Source organism: Bradyrhizobium sp. LHD-71, from assembly GCF_031157255.1.
GTDB lineage: Bacteria > Pseudomonadota > Alphaproteobacteria > Rhizobiales > Xanthobacteraceae > P52-10.
In genome coordinates this window covers 129256-144493 of sequence record NZ_JAVIFX010000002.1, presented here as the reverse complement: position 1 = coordinate 144493, position 15238 = coordinate 129256, and the positions used below count along the sequence as shown (strand labels likewise).

Genomic DNA, 15238 nt, shown 5'->3' with positions numbered 1-15238 from the left:
GATCGAGATCGTCCTTGACGACGACCTCGTGAACAGGTGCGGCGGCGTCCTGGTCGACCACTCTCTGTCCGGCGCTAGCGCCAACGAGACAGATAGCGATTAGCCGAGGTTCAGGATTTCTGGTCAACCGACGGGTCGCAACATCGCGAGATCGATTGCAGCATTGCGCGATGACGTCGACGCGCCGTTATAAAATCGCCTCGTCAATTTTACAACAGTCGGTGGAAAACTCCCGTCGAGTTCGTTTCTCGCTCCACCTGTTCGTTTCTCGCCAATCGTCCCCATGCGCTGACGCCACTAGCGTGAATCAGCTGTGATTCTGGACGACGCCAATCGCAACATTGGGGGGCCAATGACGATTCTACGGAAGCGCCGCCTCGCGCCATCGAACAGCCGAGCCAGGGCAATCGCGCTCACAGCGACAATGATCACCGCACCCGCGAGCGCACAAGTGCAGCCCAGTTGGGTCGGAGCCACACGCCCGATTGACGACGTCGTCCTCGACGACATCACGCCCAATCCGACGGTCGTTGGCGCCCGCCTTCGAGAACTTCCTCACCAATAAGAAGTGGCAAGCATATGCGGCGGACCGTCGACAGGCTCTTTCATCAGGCGCAACGTCATCAGATGCCGCCGGTCAGGCCGGATGCTTTGATCGCCTCCACGCATGGGCGCTTCGACGGCGCCGTTCGGCGGGCGCGGCCGGCAAAAATCTCGCACGATCCTTCCGTTCGCATCCGCCGGCTGAGGCGGGTGCTCATCGGCACGACGGCGCTGGTTGCCGTGGCGCTGGTGGGGACTCTGCTGGTCGCCGCGCCGCCCGTCTTTGCGAGGGGCGGCAATGGCGGCGCCAACGGCGGCAGCGGCACCGGCGGCCAAGGCGCGTCCGACAAGCCCACGGACAAACCCGCCGCCGGTGGTGTAGGCACCACCGGCGGCGGCGGTGGTGGTGGCGGCAGCGGCTTCTACGGCTTCGGCGGCAACGGCGGCAACGACAGCGGCGAAAGCAGCGGTTACGGCAAGGGCGGCTGGGGCGTCTACAGCCCCACCGGCGGCACCGGCGGCACCGGCCTCGACGGCGGCAAGGGCAACGACGGCGGTGGTGGCGGCGGCGGTGGCGGTGGGGGGCACTTTTTTGTGACCGGCCCCTCCGGGTCTACGCTGCCGACCTCTAGCGGGACGGGCGGCAACGGCGGGCGCGGCGGCGACGGCAGCAGCGAGCACTTCCATGACGGCGGTGGCGGCGGTGGTGGCGGCGCCGGTGGCTTTGGCGCAGTCGTCACGGGTTCAGGTTCGCTCGGTACGATCGGCGTCAACCTCCAAGGCGGCACCGGCGGCAACGGCGGCAACGGCGGCGATCCGGCTGTCCCCACCGGGGGCTACGCCGGTGAGGGGGGCACTGGCGGCACCGGCCTCATGCTCACCGGGATCAGCCAAGTGACGGTCGGCGCCTCCTCAACTATTACCGGCGGCAGCGGCGGCTACGGCGGCACGGGGTTCGCCCCGTCCGGCTCGAGTCCCGCAATCGGTGGCACGGGCGGAGGTGGCGGGGCCGGGGTCTACTCGGCTAATGGCGCCAGTATTACCAATTACGGCAAGATCACCGGCGGCACCGGTGGCCCCGGCGGCCCCGGCGGTCGCTACGGCAGCAACAACAAGTTCGGCCCCAGCGGCACCGGCGGCACCGGCGTCTCGCTCTCCGGCAGTAGCACCACTCTGACCAATCACGGCACGATCACCGGCGGCACCGGCGGCTGGGGCGGCGGCACCGGCGGCAACGGCGTCTCGCTCTCCGGCAGTGGCGCCACTCTGACCAATTACGGCACGATCAACGGCGGCAACGGCGGCATCGGCAACGGCGGCGGCGCCGGCGGCGCCGGCGTGTCGCTCAGCAATGGTGCTAGCAAGATCAATCACGGCACGATCAACAACGGCCACGGCGGCGACAGCGGCCCCGCCGGCCCCGCCGTCTTTGTCAATGGTGGCACCCTGATCAACAGCGGCACGATTATCGGCGGCGGCGGTGGCGACGCCATCACCTTCGCCGGCGGCAACAACCGGCTCGAACTGCGGCAGGGCTCCAACATCCAGGGCGCAGTGAACGCCGTTGGCGGCAGCAGCGACACCCTGGCGCTGGGCGGCGAGGTGGATGGTGCCTTCGACATCAGCCAGGTTGGCGACACAGGGCAGCATCGGGGATTCGAGCATTTCGAGAAGAGCGGCGGAAGCACCTGGACGCTGACCGGCACCGCCATCCATACCGGCGACATGACCGTCAACGGCGGCGCGCTGATCGTGAACGGCTCGATTTCTTCGTCGAGTCGTCTCACGGTCAATGGCGGTGGCCTCGTCGGCGGCAGCGGCACTCTGCCCGCGACTACGATCGACGGCGGCACGCTGTCGCCGGGCAATTCAATCGGCACGATCAATGTGCAGGGCAATCTCGCGCTCTCGACCGCGGCGACCTACCTGGTCGAGGTGTCGCCCGCCGCCGCCGACAGCACCAACGTCACCGGCACGGCAACGCTCGGCGGCACCGTGCGGGTCGTGGCCGCGCCCGGTGTCTACACCCCCACCACCTACGCAATTCTCAGAGCTGACGGAGGCGTAAGCGGGACCGAGACGCTGTCGGTGAGTGTCAGCTCCGTTTTCCTCGATCCGACACTCAGCAACGACACCAACAACGTTTTCCTGACGCTGACAGCGCTTCCGTTCAATTCGGCCGCGCGGACGCCCAATCAGCACGCCGTCGCCGATGCGTTGCAGGTCGGCGGCGTTAACAGCACGCTGGGGGCCGCCGTGTTCAATCAAGCCACCGCCGCGGACGCACGGCGCGCCTTCGATGCGCTCTCAGGCGAGGTGCATGCGAGCGTAGGCGGCGTGCTCGTCAACGACAGCCGCTATGTGCGCAGCGCCGTGCTCGGCCGGCTGCGGCAAGCGCCCTATGCGGGCGCAGGCGGACCACTGGCGGCGCTCGGGATCGGCGGGCCGGCGCTGGCCTATCAGCCCTCGCCGCAGGAGGCGTACGCGGCGGACTTGCCGGCGAAGGCGCCGCCACCCGGTGCACCGCCGCCGCGTTCGTCCGGCCTCACATTCTGGACGCAGGGTTTTGGCGCCTGGGGTACTTTCGACGGCGACGGCAATGCCGCGAGCGTCAAGCGCAGCCTCGGCGGCGCGCTGGTCGGACTCGATGGCGATCTGGCGGGCAACGGTCTGGCGGATCGCTGGCGCGTCGGCTTTGCGGCCGGCTATTCGCAATCCGACGTCAACATCGGTGATCGCGCCAGCCGCGCCACGGTCGACAGCGGCCACGTCGCACTCTACGGCGGCGGCAGCTTCGGCGCCTGGAATTTGCGCGGCGGCGCGGCCTATGCGCATCACGAGATCGACACCCGTCGCCGGATCATGTTCCCGGGCTTTGTCGATCGTGCCACCGCCGACTACAGCGGCGGCACCGGACAGGTGTTCGGCGAGCTTGGCTACGGGGTCAACCTCGGACGGCTTGCGGTCGAACCGTTCGCGGGGCTGGCCTGGGTGCATGTGAAGACCAACAGCTTCACCGAGGGTGATGGCGTCGCCGCGCTCAGGGGCTCAAGCATTACCGAGGAGGTCGGCTACTCGACGCTGGGCGCACGGTTTGCGACGACGTTTGCGCTGGTGAACGGCGCGGCGCTGACGCCGCGGGCGTCGTTTGCCTGGCAGCATGCGTTCAACGACGTGACGCCGGAGGCGGTGCTGGCGTTTTTGCAGAACCCGGGCGTGGGCTTCAGCATCAGCGGCGTGCCGCTGGCGCGCGACAGCGCGCTGGTCGAAGCCGGGCTCGACCTAAACATCACGCCACAGATGACGCTCGGCGTCTCCTATCTCGGCCAGCTCGCCAGCAGCACCGAGGACCACGCCATCAAGGGACAGTTCACCTGGAGGTTCTGAGAAGCGGGGAGCGACGGGCAAGCCCATTCAAACAAGCCTTGTTCAATTGTTCTTTGCTCGCCGGATTTCGGCGCCAAGCAGCGCAACTCGTCATTGCGAGCCGCGAAGCAGCGCGGCGATTGCCGCAACCGCAGACTGGATTGCTTCGCTCCGCTCGCAATGACGAGTGAGACGATCTGCACAGGATGTTCACAGCGAATTCTCTTTTTTCCGAAATTGTTCTTGCCTTCATTCCTATCCGCAATATCCTCCTCCCGTCCCGCTCCAACGGAAGGGCGCGTCGCGGTCGTCTTATCGATGCGGAGCGGGATGCGGTGGCCGTTACGATGCCGGGCCTTTGGAAAGCGCCGGAGAAATCCGTGTGATGCCTGAAGGAAAGACGCCGGTACGACGGACGGACGGTCCAAGTGCATGCCCGGGCGACAGTTCGCACGAACCGGGCGAAGCCAGCGAAAGTGGCGAGGCCCGGGGGCATGCAGCAAGCCGTGAAAAGAACCATCGCGTGCGGAGCGCAGGCGTTGAGCCTCCTCCGTGGCTTGCCGTGTGCCCCAAAAGGCATACGGCCGCCGTGTGCTTCCCAAAGGCACACGGCTGCCATGTGCTTGCCAAGAGCACATGGCGCCGCGGGCGCGGTGAAACGCCCTTGCGTTCCGCACAGCCCTTTCGGGCCGAAGGAAAGCACAAGACGACCGGCAAGCCTCAGGCCGGACAAGAACAGGGGGGCGATGATGCACGCGTGCCCGGCGTAGCCTGTAGGGCGAAGCCGGGTCCGTAGCCCGGGTGAGCGAAGCGACACCCGGGAGCTGACTCTGCGACAGATATCACCCGGATGTCGCTTCGCTCATCCGGGCTACAGGCCGCATGCTGTTTGACAATTGAATAAGGGGCGCTGCCCGAGCTTGCCGCACCGTAGCCCAGGGGCGAAAGCGGGGCGTTGATTTTGCTTGCGGTGAGTTCCACTCGGTTATCTGATCGGCAAGCCTGCCAAGGCAGCCTTTTTGGCGGCCGCAGGTCCCGTCTGCCGGGCATCCTCTGGTTCTGCCGGCCGGGAACGAAAGAGGAAGCATCACCATGGCAAATGATCACTCAGCCAGGCTGCGTGGCCGCAGCCTGTTGATCGCAGGCGCGATTGCCGCGCTGCTGGCTGCATTGCCCGTTGCAGTCTGGCTGGACCTGACCCATCTGGCCGAGACCTCTCTCAGACGCCAAGCCGCTGACCTCAACTCCGTGATCTCCAGCGTTCGCGGCTACTACTCGACGAATGTCGTCGGCCGCGTGCTGGCAAATCCGGGCTCGACCCAGGTAGTCCACAACTACGAAGCGGTTCTCGGCGCCATTCCGATCCCCGCCACGCTTTCGCTCGAACTTGGGCAAGTCATCAGCGAGCAGCAGCAGAACATCCAATACCGCTTCGTGTCCGATGTTCCGTTCGCCAACCGCACGCCGCACGTGCTGGACGACTTCGAGAAGCGTGCGCTGGCGAGCCTGCGCGAGAATTCCGACCAGCGGCTGGTCGAGTCGTCATGGTCGTTGTTGAGCGACAGTGTTCGGCTGGTTGCGCCGGTGATCATGGGAGCGGCGTGCGTGTCCTGCCACAACAGCCATCCCGAAAGCCAAAAACGCGACTGGAAAGTCGGCGACGTGCGCGGAATCCAGGAGGTCACGATCACCCAGCCGATCGCCGCCAATCTTTTCTCGTTCAAGTTTCTGCTCGCCTACTTCGCCATTGCGACGATCTGCGGGGTGTCGTTCCTCCTGTTGCAGCAGCGGCAGGGGCGTGTGATCCGGCGGATGAACCAGGAGCTCGAATCGGCGAATGATTTCCTCGCCAGCCTTTCCATGAAGATCTCGCGATACATTTCCCCGCAGGTCTACAAGAGCATCTTCAGCGGCCAGAAGGATGTTGCGATCCACACCGAGCGCAAGAAGCTGACGATCTTCTTCTCCGACATCCAGAACTTCACTGCGACAACGGAGCGTTTGCAACCCGAACAGGTGACGCTTCTGCTCAATGAGTATTTCACCGAAATGTCGGCGATCGCGACGAAGCATGGTGGAACGATCGACAAGTTCATTGGCGATGCCATGCTGATCTTCTTTGGCGATCCCGAGAGTCGCGGCGAGGTCGGCGATGCCGAAGCGTGCCTGCGTATGGCATGGGAGATGCAGCAGCGCTTGCGTGAGCTGAACGTCAACTGGCGCAATCACGGCATCGAGCAGCCGTTCCAGGCCCGCATGGGCATCAATTCGGGCTACTGCAATGTCGGAAATTTCGGCAGCGCCGACCGCATGGACTATACGATCATCGGTGCCGAAGCGAACCTTGCCGCGCGGCTGCAGTCGGTAGCGGAAGCCGGTCGCATCGTCTTGAGCTACGAGACCTATGCCTTGGTGAAAAGGCTCATCACCGCGCGTCCATTGGCATCGATCACGATGAAGGGCATCAGCCGGGAGGTGATTCCTTATGTGGTGGAGCGCCTGTTCGAGGCCGAGGGCGGGGAGTCGCAGGTCTTGAGCGAGGAAACGGCCGGCCTCAGCTTCTACCTCGATCCGGCCGCGATCAATGTGAACGAGATCGACCGGATCAAGGTGATGCTCAGCCAGGCGATGGCGGTGCTCGAGCAGAGACCGGCAAAACCGGCCTGACGTGCTGGCTGCAGGGGTGGGAATGGATCACCGTCCCCGGGGGGACGGTCCGGGAACGGTTCAGGAACTTGACGTTTCGCCTGCGGCGCAGTACGAAGCGGCACCCGTGATCGGCCCGGCTGACGGACTTCCGAAACGGCACTGAATTTCCCAAATCAGGCCCGCTTGCCGGCCTCATCCTCAAATCCTGGGGTTGGGCACGAGGGGGCTTATCCGGATTCCTGCTTGTCCAGCGAATTCGTCCAAGGAACGTATCAAGAGCGATGGCGAACCCGTTCAAATTCCTGCAGGAAGTGCGGGCCGAGGCCTCCAAGGTCACTTGGCCTACACGCAAGGAAACCATGATCACCACGGTGATGGTCTTCATCATGGTGGCCGTGTCGTCGATCTTCTTCCTTGCGGCCGATCAGGTCATCCGGCTCGTCGTTACCTTCATCCTCGGCATCAAAGCGTAGGCTATCGGATCTCTTAATCATGAGCATGCGCTGGTACATCGTTCACGCCTATTCGAACTTCGAGAAGAAGGTCGCCGAATCCATCCGCGAGCAGGCCAAGCAACGTGGCGTGGAGGAGCTGTTCGAACAGATCCTGGTTCCGACTGAAAAGGTCACGGAAGTCCGCCGGGGCCGCAAGGTCGATACCGAGCGGAAGTTCTTTCCCGGCTATGTGCTGGTGAAGATGAACCTGACCGACGAGGCGTTTCACCTGATCAAGAACACGCCGAAGGTGACGGGTTTCCTTGGCGCCGATAACAAGCCGATGCCGATTTCAGAGGCTGAGGCGATGCGCATCCTGCACCAGGTGCAGGAGGGCGTGGAGCGGCCAAAGCCGTCGGTTTCGTTCGAGATCGGCGAGAACGTGCGGGTGGCCGACGGTCCGTTCGCGTCGTTCTCCGGCGTCGTGGAGGAAATCGACGAAGCCCGCTCGCGCGTGAAGGTCGCAGTGTCGATTTTCGGCCGCGCAACGCCTGTCGAACTCGAGTTCGGTCAGGTCGAGAAGGTTTAAGAGGTCTCGTCACGGTCGAGGGAAGGCCTCGGCTATGACGTGCGGAGAGAAATCTCCGAAGAAGCCGTGGAAGGTGAGGGGGTGGTCGCCAGCCGCTCTTGAGCCGCACCACGGTCCTTGGAAGGCACGGAATGGTCCGCGCCCACTTGAGGAAGAGACAGCATGGCAAAAAAAGTAACCGGATACCTGAAGCTTCAGGTGCCGGCGGGCGCGGCGAATCCGTCGCCCCCGATCGGCCCCGCGCTCGGTCAGCGCGGCCTCAACATCATGGAATTCTGCAAGGCGTTCAACGCGCAGACGCAGAAGGAAGAGAAGAACACGCCGATCCCGGTGGTCATCACCATCTACCAGGATCGCTCCTTCACCTTCGAGATGCGTACGCCGCCGATGTCCTACTTCTTGAAGCAGGCGGCGAAGATCCAGTCCGGCTCGAAGACGCCGGGCCGCGACAAGGCCGGCCAGGTGACGAAAGCGCAGGTGCGCGAGATCGCCGAAAAGAAGATGAAGGACCTGAATTGCGACACCATCGAAGCGGCCATGAAGATGGTCGAGGGCTCGGCCCGCTCGATGGGTCTGGACGTTGCGGGGTAACGGATCATGGCAACGGGTAAGCGTTTGACGAAGGCCTATGACGGCGTGAACCGCGAAAAGCTCTATCCGATCGCGGAAGCGATCAAGCTGATCAAGGAGCGCGCCAAGGCGAAGTTCGACGAGACCATCGAGGTGTCGATGAATCTCGGCGTCGATCCGCGCCATGCGGACCAGATGGTGCGCGGCGTGGTCACCTTGCCGAACGGCACGGGCCGCACCCTGCGGGTCGGCGTGTTCGCGCGCGGCGCGAAGGCGGATGAGGCGAAGGCCGCCGGCGCCGACGTGGTCGGCGCGGAAGACCTGGTCGAGAAGGTGCAGGGCGGCACGATCGAGTTCGATCGCTGCATTGCCACCCCCGACATGATGCCGCTGGTCGGTCGCCTCGGTAAGGTGCTCGGCCCGCGCGGCATGATGCCGAACCCGAAGATCGGCACGGTGACGATGGACGTCACCAACGCCGTCAAGGGCGCCAAGGGCGGTTCGGTCGAGTTCCGGGTCGAGAAGGCCGGTATTGTGCAGGCCGGCATCGGTAAGGCGTCATTCGACGAAGACAAGCTGGTGGAGAACGTGAAGGCGCTCGCTGATGCGGTGATCAAGGCGAAGCCGGCGGGATCGAAGGGCACCTACGTGCAGCGCGTGGCGGTCTCCTCGACCCAGGGGCCGGGCGTGAAGATCGATCCGTCCAGCCTGACGAGCTGATCCAGACCGGCATTCGTCATTTGAGCAATCAGAGCGGAGCGGGGAAACCCGCTCCGCCTTTCTTTGTGGGGCTATCGTCGGGCATCGGTCTCGCTTCGGGGTGAGGGCTTTTCCTGAACTTTCCCCTTGGCAACTCGGCCGCGAGCGACTAAACACCCGCCACCGGGCGTACCGGCCTCTGGCCAGTGCGCCCTTGCGCTTTCGGACAATTTTGAACTGGAGGCCATTCCTCGGCGAAAATCCGCTTGGATTGATCGGGGAGGCAGCCAATCTGTTGACCGGAACCGCTGGGATCGTCTGGTTCGCCAGGCGGTTCCATCCTGTCCGAGACTGCAGGCGCCCGCGGCTGAACGCAAGTTCTGACAACGGCTTAATCGCATGGCCTGCACAGACGGGTGAAGACCGGATTTCTGGTTCGCACATGCGGGCCGCATTGATGGTTCGAACCTCGACATCCCGCAGCGACCTTCGCTGGCGGAAGGGCAGGCTTCCTGAAAAGGCCGCCGGACCATCCCAGGGCAACCTGGATCATGGCAGGGCGGCGGGTGAAACCCGGTGATCGAGCGTATCCCGCAAGATCGCCAACCGGAGAGAGCTTGCTGTGGAACGAGCGGCAAAAAAACAGGCGATCGAAGATCTGAACGTTGTCTTCAAGGACACCGGCGTCGCGATCGTTGCTCACTATTCGGGCCTGAGCGTCGCCCAAATGCAGAAGCTGCGCATGCAGATGAAGCAGGCGGGTGCCGCGGTGAAGGTCTCGAAGAACCGTCTCGCCAAAATTGCTCTTGAAGGCACGGACGTCGTTGCCATCGGTTCCCTTCTGAAGGGGCCGACCGTGATCGCCACTTCGAAAGATCCGGTAGCGGCGCCGAAGGTTGCCGTCGAATTCGCCAAGACGAACGAGCAGTTCGTCATTCTCGGCGGTTCGATGGGTAAAACCGTCCTGGACACGAACGGTGTGAAGGCGCTTGCCTCGCTGCCGTCGCTGGACGAACTGCGCGGCAAGCTCGTCGGCCTGATCGTGGCGCCGGCAACCAAGCTCGCTCAGCTCACCAATGCGCCTGCGGGCAAGCTCGCACGCGTCATCCAGGCTCATGCCTCAAAGGGCGAAGCGGCGTAACGCGCTCTTCGCTTAACTCAACTGGTTCGAACTATCCAAGGAACGAAGACAAATGGCTGACTTGCAGAAGATTGTTGATGATCTGTCGAGCCTCACGGTGCTCGAGGCGGCAGAGCTCGCGAAGCTCCTCGAGGAGAAGTGGGGCGTTTCGGCCGCCGCGGCGGTTGCGGTTGCTGCGGCTCCGGGTGCCGGCGGTGGCGCCGCCGCTCCGGCTGAGGAGAAGACCGAGTTCACGGTCGTGCTTGCCGCCGCCGGCGACAAGAAGATCGAGGTCATCAAGGAGGTCCGTGCGATCACTGGTCTCGGCCTGAAGGAGGCCAAGGATCTGGTCGAGGGCGCGCCGAAGCCCGTCAAGGAAGGCGTTGCCAAGGACGAGGCCGAGAAGCTCAAGGCCCAGCTCGAGAAGGCTGGCGCCAAGGTCGAGCTGAAGTAAACACAGGCCGTTTCGGCAGATCTCGGGGGCCGGCGCATGGCTCCCCGGGAGCGCCGCAACTCAAGACGCGACTGGCCGGGCTGAGTTCCGGCCACGACGCGGCAGGTGTGGGACCCCGGGCGGTGGCTGGCGGGGTCTGGTTATGGGAACTGCGATTTCCCGGCGATCGATCGGCGGCCGGGGCCGTCGGACAGCCCGAACGGGCTTGTCCGGGACACAGAAATGTGTGGAGATTTATGGGCTTGCCCCTCGAATCGCCACGATCGCCGTCCTATATCAGGGCGGCAGCAGACAGAACGGTTCGCGACACGAGAATCAGCTAGATTTCGCGCGGGTCGTTGGGAGACAGGTCATTTCGGGCTTTTTTAGTCCGTGAAGGCAGATTTGGAACGTGCGGGGCGCAGGGTCGCGCCCAGCGCGTTCTTTTGCGTTCTGGATTTGGAACCGGTGAGGTCAGGAAAAATTTCCTGAGGGCGCGGATTTCGGGGCTCGGAACCACTTCGATTTTTTGACCCGGAGGCGGCGTGAGCCGCGCTTCGGACGGGCCGCTCCGGCAGGCGGCGATGATGAGAGGACACAATGGCGCAACAAACGTTCACCGGTCGCAAGCGTGTTCGCAAGTTCTTCGGACAAATCAAGGAAGTCGCTGAGATGCCGAACCTCATCGAGGTTCAGAAGGCATCGTACGACCAGTTCTTGATGGTCCAAGAGCCGGCGGGCGGGCGACTGGATGAGGGCCTCCAGGCCGTCTTCAAGTCGGTCTTTCCGATTTCGGATTTCTCAAACACCTCGATGCTCGAATTCGTTCGCTACGAATTCGAGGCGCCGAAGTATGACGTCGACGAGTGCCGCCAGCGCGGGATGAATTTCGCTGCGCCGCTGAAGGTGACGCTGCGGCTGATCGTGTTCGATATCGATGAGGAGACGGGCGCCCGCTCCGTCAAGGACATCAAGGAGCAGGACGTGTACATGGGCGATATCCCGCTCATGACCATGAACGGCACCTTCATCGTCAACGGCACCGAGCGCGTGATCGTCTCGCAGATGCATCGTTCGCCGGGCGTGTTCTTCGATCACGATAAGGGCAAGACCCATTCGTCGGGCAAGCTGCTGTTTGCCGCGCGGGTGATCCCGTATCGCGGCTCGTGGCTCGACATCGAGTTCGACGCCAAGGACATCGTGTTTGCGCGTATCGACCGCCGGCGCAAGATTCCTGTGACGTCGCTGATGTTTGCGCTCGGCCTCGACGCCGAGGACATCCTGTCGACCTTCTACAAGAAGATCATTCACAAGCGCGCCAAGGACGGCTGGCGCGTGCCGTTCGACGCGACCCGTTTCCGCGGCTATTCGACCATCAACGATCTGGTCGACGCCGACACCGGCAAGGTCGTGCTCGAGGCCGGCAAGAAGCTCACCGTGCGCGCGGCGCGCCAGCTGCAGGAGAAGGGCCTGAAGGCGCTGCGGCTGTCGGATGCCGAGCTCGTCGGCATGTATCTCGCCGAGGACCTCGTGAATCCGAAGACCGGTGAAATCCACGCCGAAGCCGGCGAGGAGCTCACCGAGAAGTCGATCAAGGCGCTCGTCGAGCTGGGCTACAAGGATCTGCCGCTGCTCGACATCGATCACGTCAACATCGGCCCGTACATCCGCAACACGCTTTCGGCGGACAAGAACATGACGCGCGAAGACGCGCTGTTCGACATCTACCGCGTGATGCGCCCGGGCGAGCCGCCGACGCTGGAGTCGGCGCAGAACATGTTCCAGTCGCTGTTCTTCGACCCGGAGCGGTACGACCTGTCCGCGGTCGGTCGCGTCAAGATGAACATGCGTCTCGACCTGGACGCTCCGGATACGCACCGTACGCTGCGCAAGGAAGACATCCTGGCCGTCATCAAGACGCTGGTCGACCTGCGCGACGGCAAGGGCGAGATCGACGACATCGACCACCTCGGCAACCGTCGGGTGCGCTCGGTCGGCGAGCTGATGGAGAACCAGTACCGCATCGGCCTGCTGCGCATGGAGCGCGCGATCAAGGAGCGCATGTCGTCGGTCGATATCGACACGGTGATGCCGCAGGACCTGATCAACGCGAAGCCGGCGGCTGCCGCAGTGCGCGAGTTCTTCGGCTCCTCGCAGCTGTCGCAGTTCATGGACCAGACCAATCCGTTGTCGGAGATCACCCACAAGCGCCGTCTCTCGGCACTTGGACCGGGCGGCCTGACGCGCGAGCGGGCGGGCTTCGAGGTACGCGACGTGCATCCGACGCACTACGGCCGCATCTGCCCGATCGAGACGCCGGAAGGTCCGAACATCGGCCTGATCAACTCGCTCGCGACCTATGCGCGCGTGAACAAGTACGGCTTCGTCGAGACCCCGTACCGCAAGGTGAAGGACGGTAAGGTGACCGACGAGGTGGTCTACCTCTCGGCGATGGAAGAGGGCCGTTACTATGTCGCGCAGGCGAACGTGCCGCTCGACAGCCGCGGCCGCTTCACCGACGAGCTTGTCGTCGCGCGTCATGCCGGCGACGTGCTGCAGGTGACGCCGGACAAGGTCGACTACATGGACGTGTCGCCGAAGCAGCTCGTTTCGGTCGCCGCGGCCTTGATCCCGTTCCTCGAGAACGACGACGCGAACCGCGCGCTGATGGGCTCGAACATGCAGCGCCAGGCGGTACCGCTGGTGCGTGCGGAAGCGCCGTTCGTCGGGACCGGCATGGAAGGCGTGGTCGCTCGCGACTCGGGTGCTGCGATCGCTGCGCGTCGCTCGGGCGTTGTCGATCAGATCGATGCGACCCGCGTCGTCATCCGCGCCACCGACGACCTCGATCCGACCAAGTCGGGCGTCGATATCTATCGGCTGATGAAGTACCAGCGCTCGAACCAGTCGACCTGTATCAACCAGCGTCCGCTGGTGAAGGTCGGTGACGTCGTCAAGAAGGGCGACATCATCGCCGATGGTCCGTCGACCGATCTCGGCGAACTCGCGCTCGGCCGCAACGTGCTGGTCGCGTTCATGCCGTGGAACGGCTACAACTTCGAGGACTCGATCCTGTTGTCCGAGCGCATCGTCAAGGACGACGTGTTCACGTCCATCCACATCGAGGAATTCGAGGTGATGGCACGCGACACCAAGCTCGGGCCTGAGGAAATCACGCGCGACATTCCGAACGTGTCGGAAGAAGCGCTGAAGAACCTCGACGAGGCGGGCATCGTCTACATCGGCGCCGAAGTGCGCGCCGGCGACATCCTCTGCGGCAAGATCACGCCGAAGGGCGAGAGCCCGATGACGCCGGAAGAGAAGCTGCTGCGCGCGATCTTCGGCGAAAAGGCCTCCGACGTGCGCGACACCTCGTTGCGCGTGCCGCCGGGCGTGCAGGGCACGATCGTCGAAGTGCGCGTATTCAATCGCCACGGCGTCGACAAGGACGAGCGTGCGCTGGCGATCGAGCGCGAGGAGATCGAGCGTCTCGCCAAGGACCGTGACGACGAGCAGGCGATCCTCGACCGCAACGTGTACAACCGTCTCGGCGAACTGCTCGACGGCCGTCAGGGTATTGCCGGTCCGAAGGGTTTCAAGAAGGACACCAAGATCACCCGCGCGGTGCTCGACGAGTATCCGAAGTCGCAGTGGTGGATGTTCGCCTCGCCGAACGACAAGCTGATGGCCGAGATCGAGGCCATGCGGAAACAGTACGACGAGTCGAAGAAGGGGCTTGAGCAGCGCTTCCTCGACAAGGTCGAGAAGCTGCAGCGCGGCGACGAGCTGCCGCCTGGCGTGATGAAGATGGTCAAGGTCTTCGTCGCGGTGAAGCGCAAGATCCAGCCAGGCGACAAGATGGCTGGCCGCCATGGCAACAAGGGTGTCGTGTCGAAGATCGTGCCGGTGGAAGACATGCCGTTCCTCGAGGACGGAACGCATGCCGACATCGTGCTCAATCCGCTCGGCGTGCCGAGCCGAATGAACGTCGGCCAGATTCTGGAGACGCATCTCGGGTGGGCATGCGCGGGCCTCGGCCGGCGCATCGCGCAGGCGGTTGACGCTTACTACTCCAAGCAGGACGTCAAGCCGCTGAAGGAAACGCTGAAGAAGGTCTATGGCGAAGACGAGACGATCAAGTCGCTCGGCGAGGGTGAACTGGTCGAGCTCGGCCGTAACCTCAGCCACGGCGTGCCGATCGCAACCCCCGTGTTCGACGGCGCCAAGGAGGGCGACATCGAGGAGATGCTGAAGATGGCCGGCCTCGACGCCTCGGGTCAGTCGGTGGTGTATGACGGCCGCACCGGCGATCCGTTCGATCGCAACGTGACGGTCGGCTACATCTACATGCTGAAGCTGCACCATCTCGTCGACGACAAGATCCATGCGCGCTCGATCGGTCCGTACTCGCTGGTCACCCAGCAGCCATTGGGCGGCAAGGCGCAGTTCGGCGGCCAGCGCTTCGGCGAAATGGAGGTCTGGGCGCTCGAGGCGTACGGCGCAGCCTACACCTTGCAGGAAATGCTGACGGTGAAGTCGGACGACGTCGCCGGCCGCACCAAGGTGTATGAGGCAATCGTGCGCGGCGACGACACGTTCGAGGCCGGTATTCCGGAATCGTTCAACGTGCTGGTCAAGGAAATGCGCTCGCTCGGTCTCAACGTCGACCTGCACAATTCGAAGCAGGGCCCGACGCAGGAGGCGGCGGAATAAATTTGTCGTACGCGGGCCCGTCCCGCGTACCCCGCTTTGGGAGCTGATGCTCCTCCAAGCAGGATGGCCGGGGTAGCCCGGCCATGGCGGCGATCAAGGATGAATTCGACAGCGGCCGACGA

The 15238-nt window shown here is 63.9% G+C and carries 9 protein-coding genes; all 9 read left to right on the top strand.

The features are described 5' to 3' along the window. Positions 1-579 precede the first annotated feature (579 nt). The 9 genes from RCO31_RS02025 (at position 580) to rpoB (ending at position 15116) form a co-directional block, all read left to right on the top strand. On the top strand, positions 580-3930 hold the full coding sequence (locus tag RCO31_RS02025) for an autotransporter domain-containing protein (RefSeq protein WP_308966521.1): 3351 nt from the start codon (positions 580-582) through the stop codon (positions 3928-3930). 1071 nt (positions 3931-5001) lie between these two features. Beyond that, on the top strand, positions 5002-6576 hold the full coding sequence (locus RCO31_RS02020) for an adenylate/guanylate cyclase domain-containing protein (protein ID WP_308966520.1): 1575 nt from the start codon (positions 5002-5004) through the stop codon (positions 6574-6576). A gap of 263 nt (positions 6577-6839) precedes the next feature. Beyond that, positions 6840-7031, top strand: a complete 192-nt coding sequence (secE, locus tag RCO31_RS02015) for a preprotein translocase subunit SecE (protein ID WP_308966518.1) — start codon at positions 6840-6842, stop codon at positions 7029-7031. Positions 7032-7050: 19 nt separating this feature from the next. Beyond that, positions 7051-7581 carry a transcription termination/antitermination protein NusG gene (gene nusG / locus RCO31_RS02010; RefSeq protein ID WP_308966517.1) on the top strand — a complete coding sequence of 177 codons (531 nt, stop codon included), beginning with the start codon at positions 7051-7053 and terminating at the stop codon, positions 7579-7581. Between the two features lie 162 nt (positions 7582-7743). Further along, the gene (rplK, locus tag RCO31_RS02005; RefSeq protein WP_308966516.1) at positions 7744-8172 is read left to right on the top strand and encodes a 50S ribosomal protein L11; all 429 of its coding nucleotides are present in this window, start codon (positions 7744-7746) and stop codon (positions 8170-8172) included. A 6-nt stretch (positions 8173-8178) separates the two neighbouring features. Next, positions 8179-8871 carry a 50S ribosomal protein L1 gene (gene rplA, locus RCO31_RS02000; protein ID WP_308966515.1) on the top strand — a complete coding sequence of 231 codons (693 nt, stop codon included), beginning with the start codon at positions 8179-8181 and terminating at the stop codon, positions 8869-8871. 601 nt (positions 8872-9472) lie between these two features. After that, positions 9473-9991, top strand: coding sequence for a 50S ribosomal protein L10 (gene rplJ / locus RCO31_RS01995; protein ID WP_308966513.1), 519 nt, complete (start codon positions 9473-9475; stop codon positions 9989-9991). 52 nt (positions 9992-10043) lie between these two features. After that, positions 10044-10424: a 50S ribosomal protein L7/L12 gene (gene rplL, locus RCO31_RS01990; protein ID WP_308966512.1), complete on the top strand. Its 381-nt coding sequence runs from the start codon at positions 10044-10046 to the stop codon at positions 10422-10424. A gap of 579 nt (positions 10425-11003) precedes the next feature. Continuing rightward, entirely contained in the window at positions 11004-15116 is a 4113-nt protein-coding gene (gene rpoB, locus RCO31_RS01985; RefSeq protein WP_308966511.1) for a DNA-directed RNA polymerase subunit beta, read from the top strand. Positions 15117-15238 lie beyond the last annotated feature (122 nt).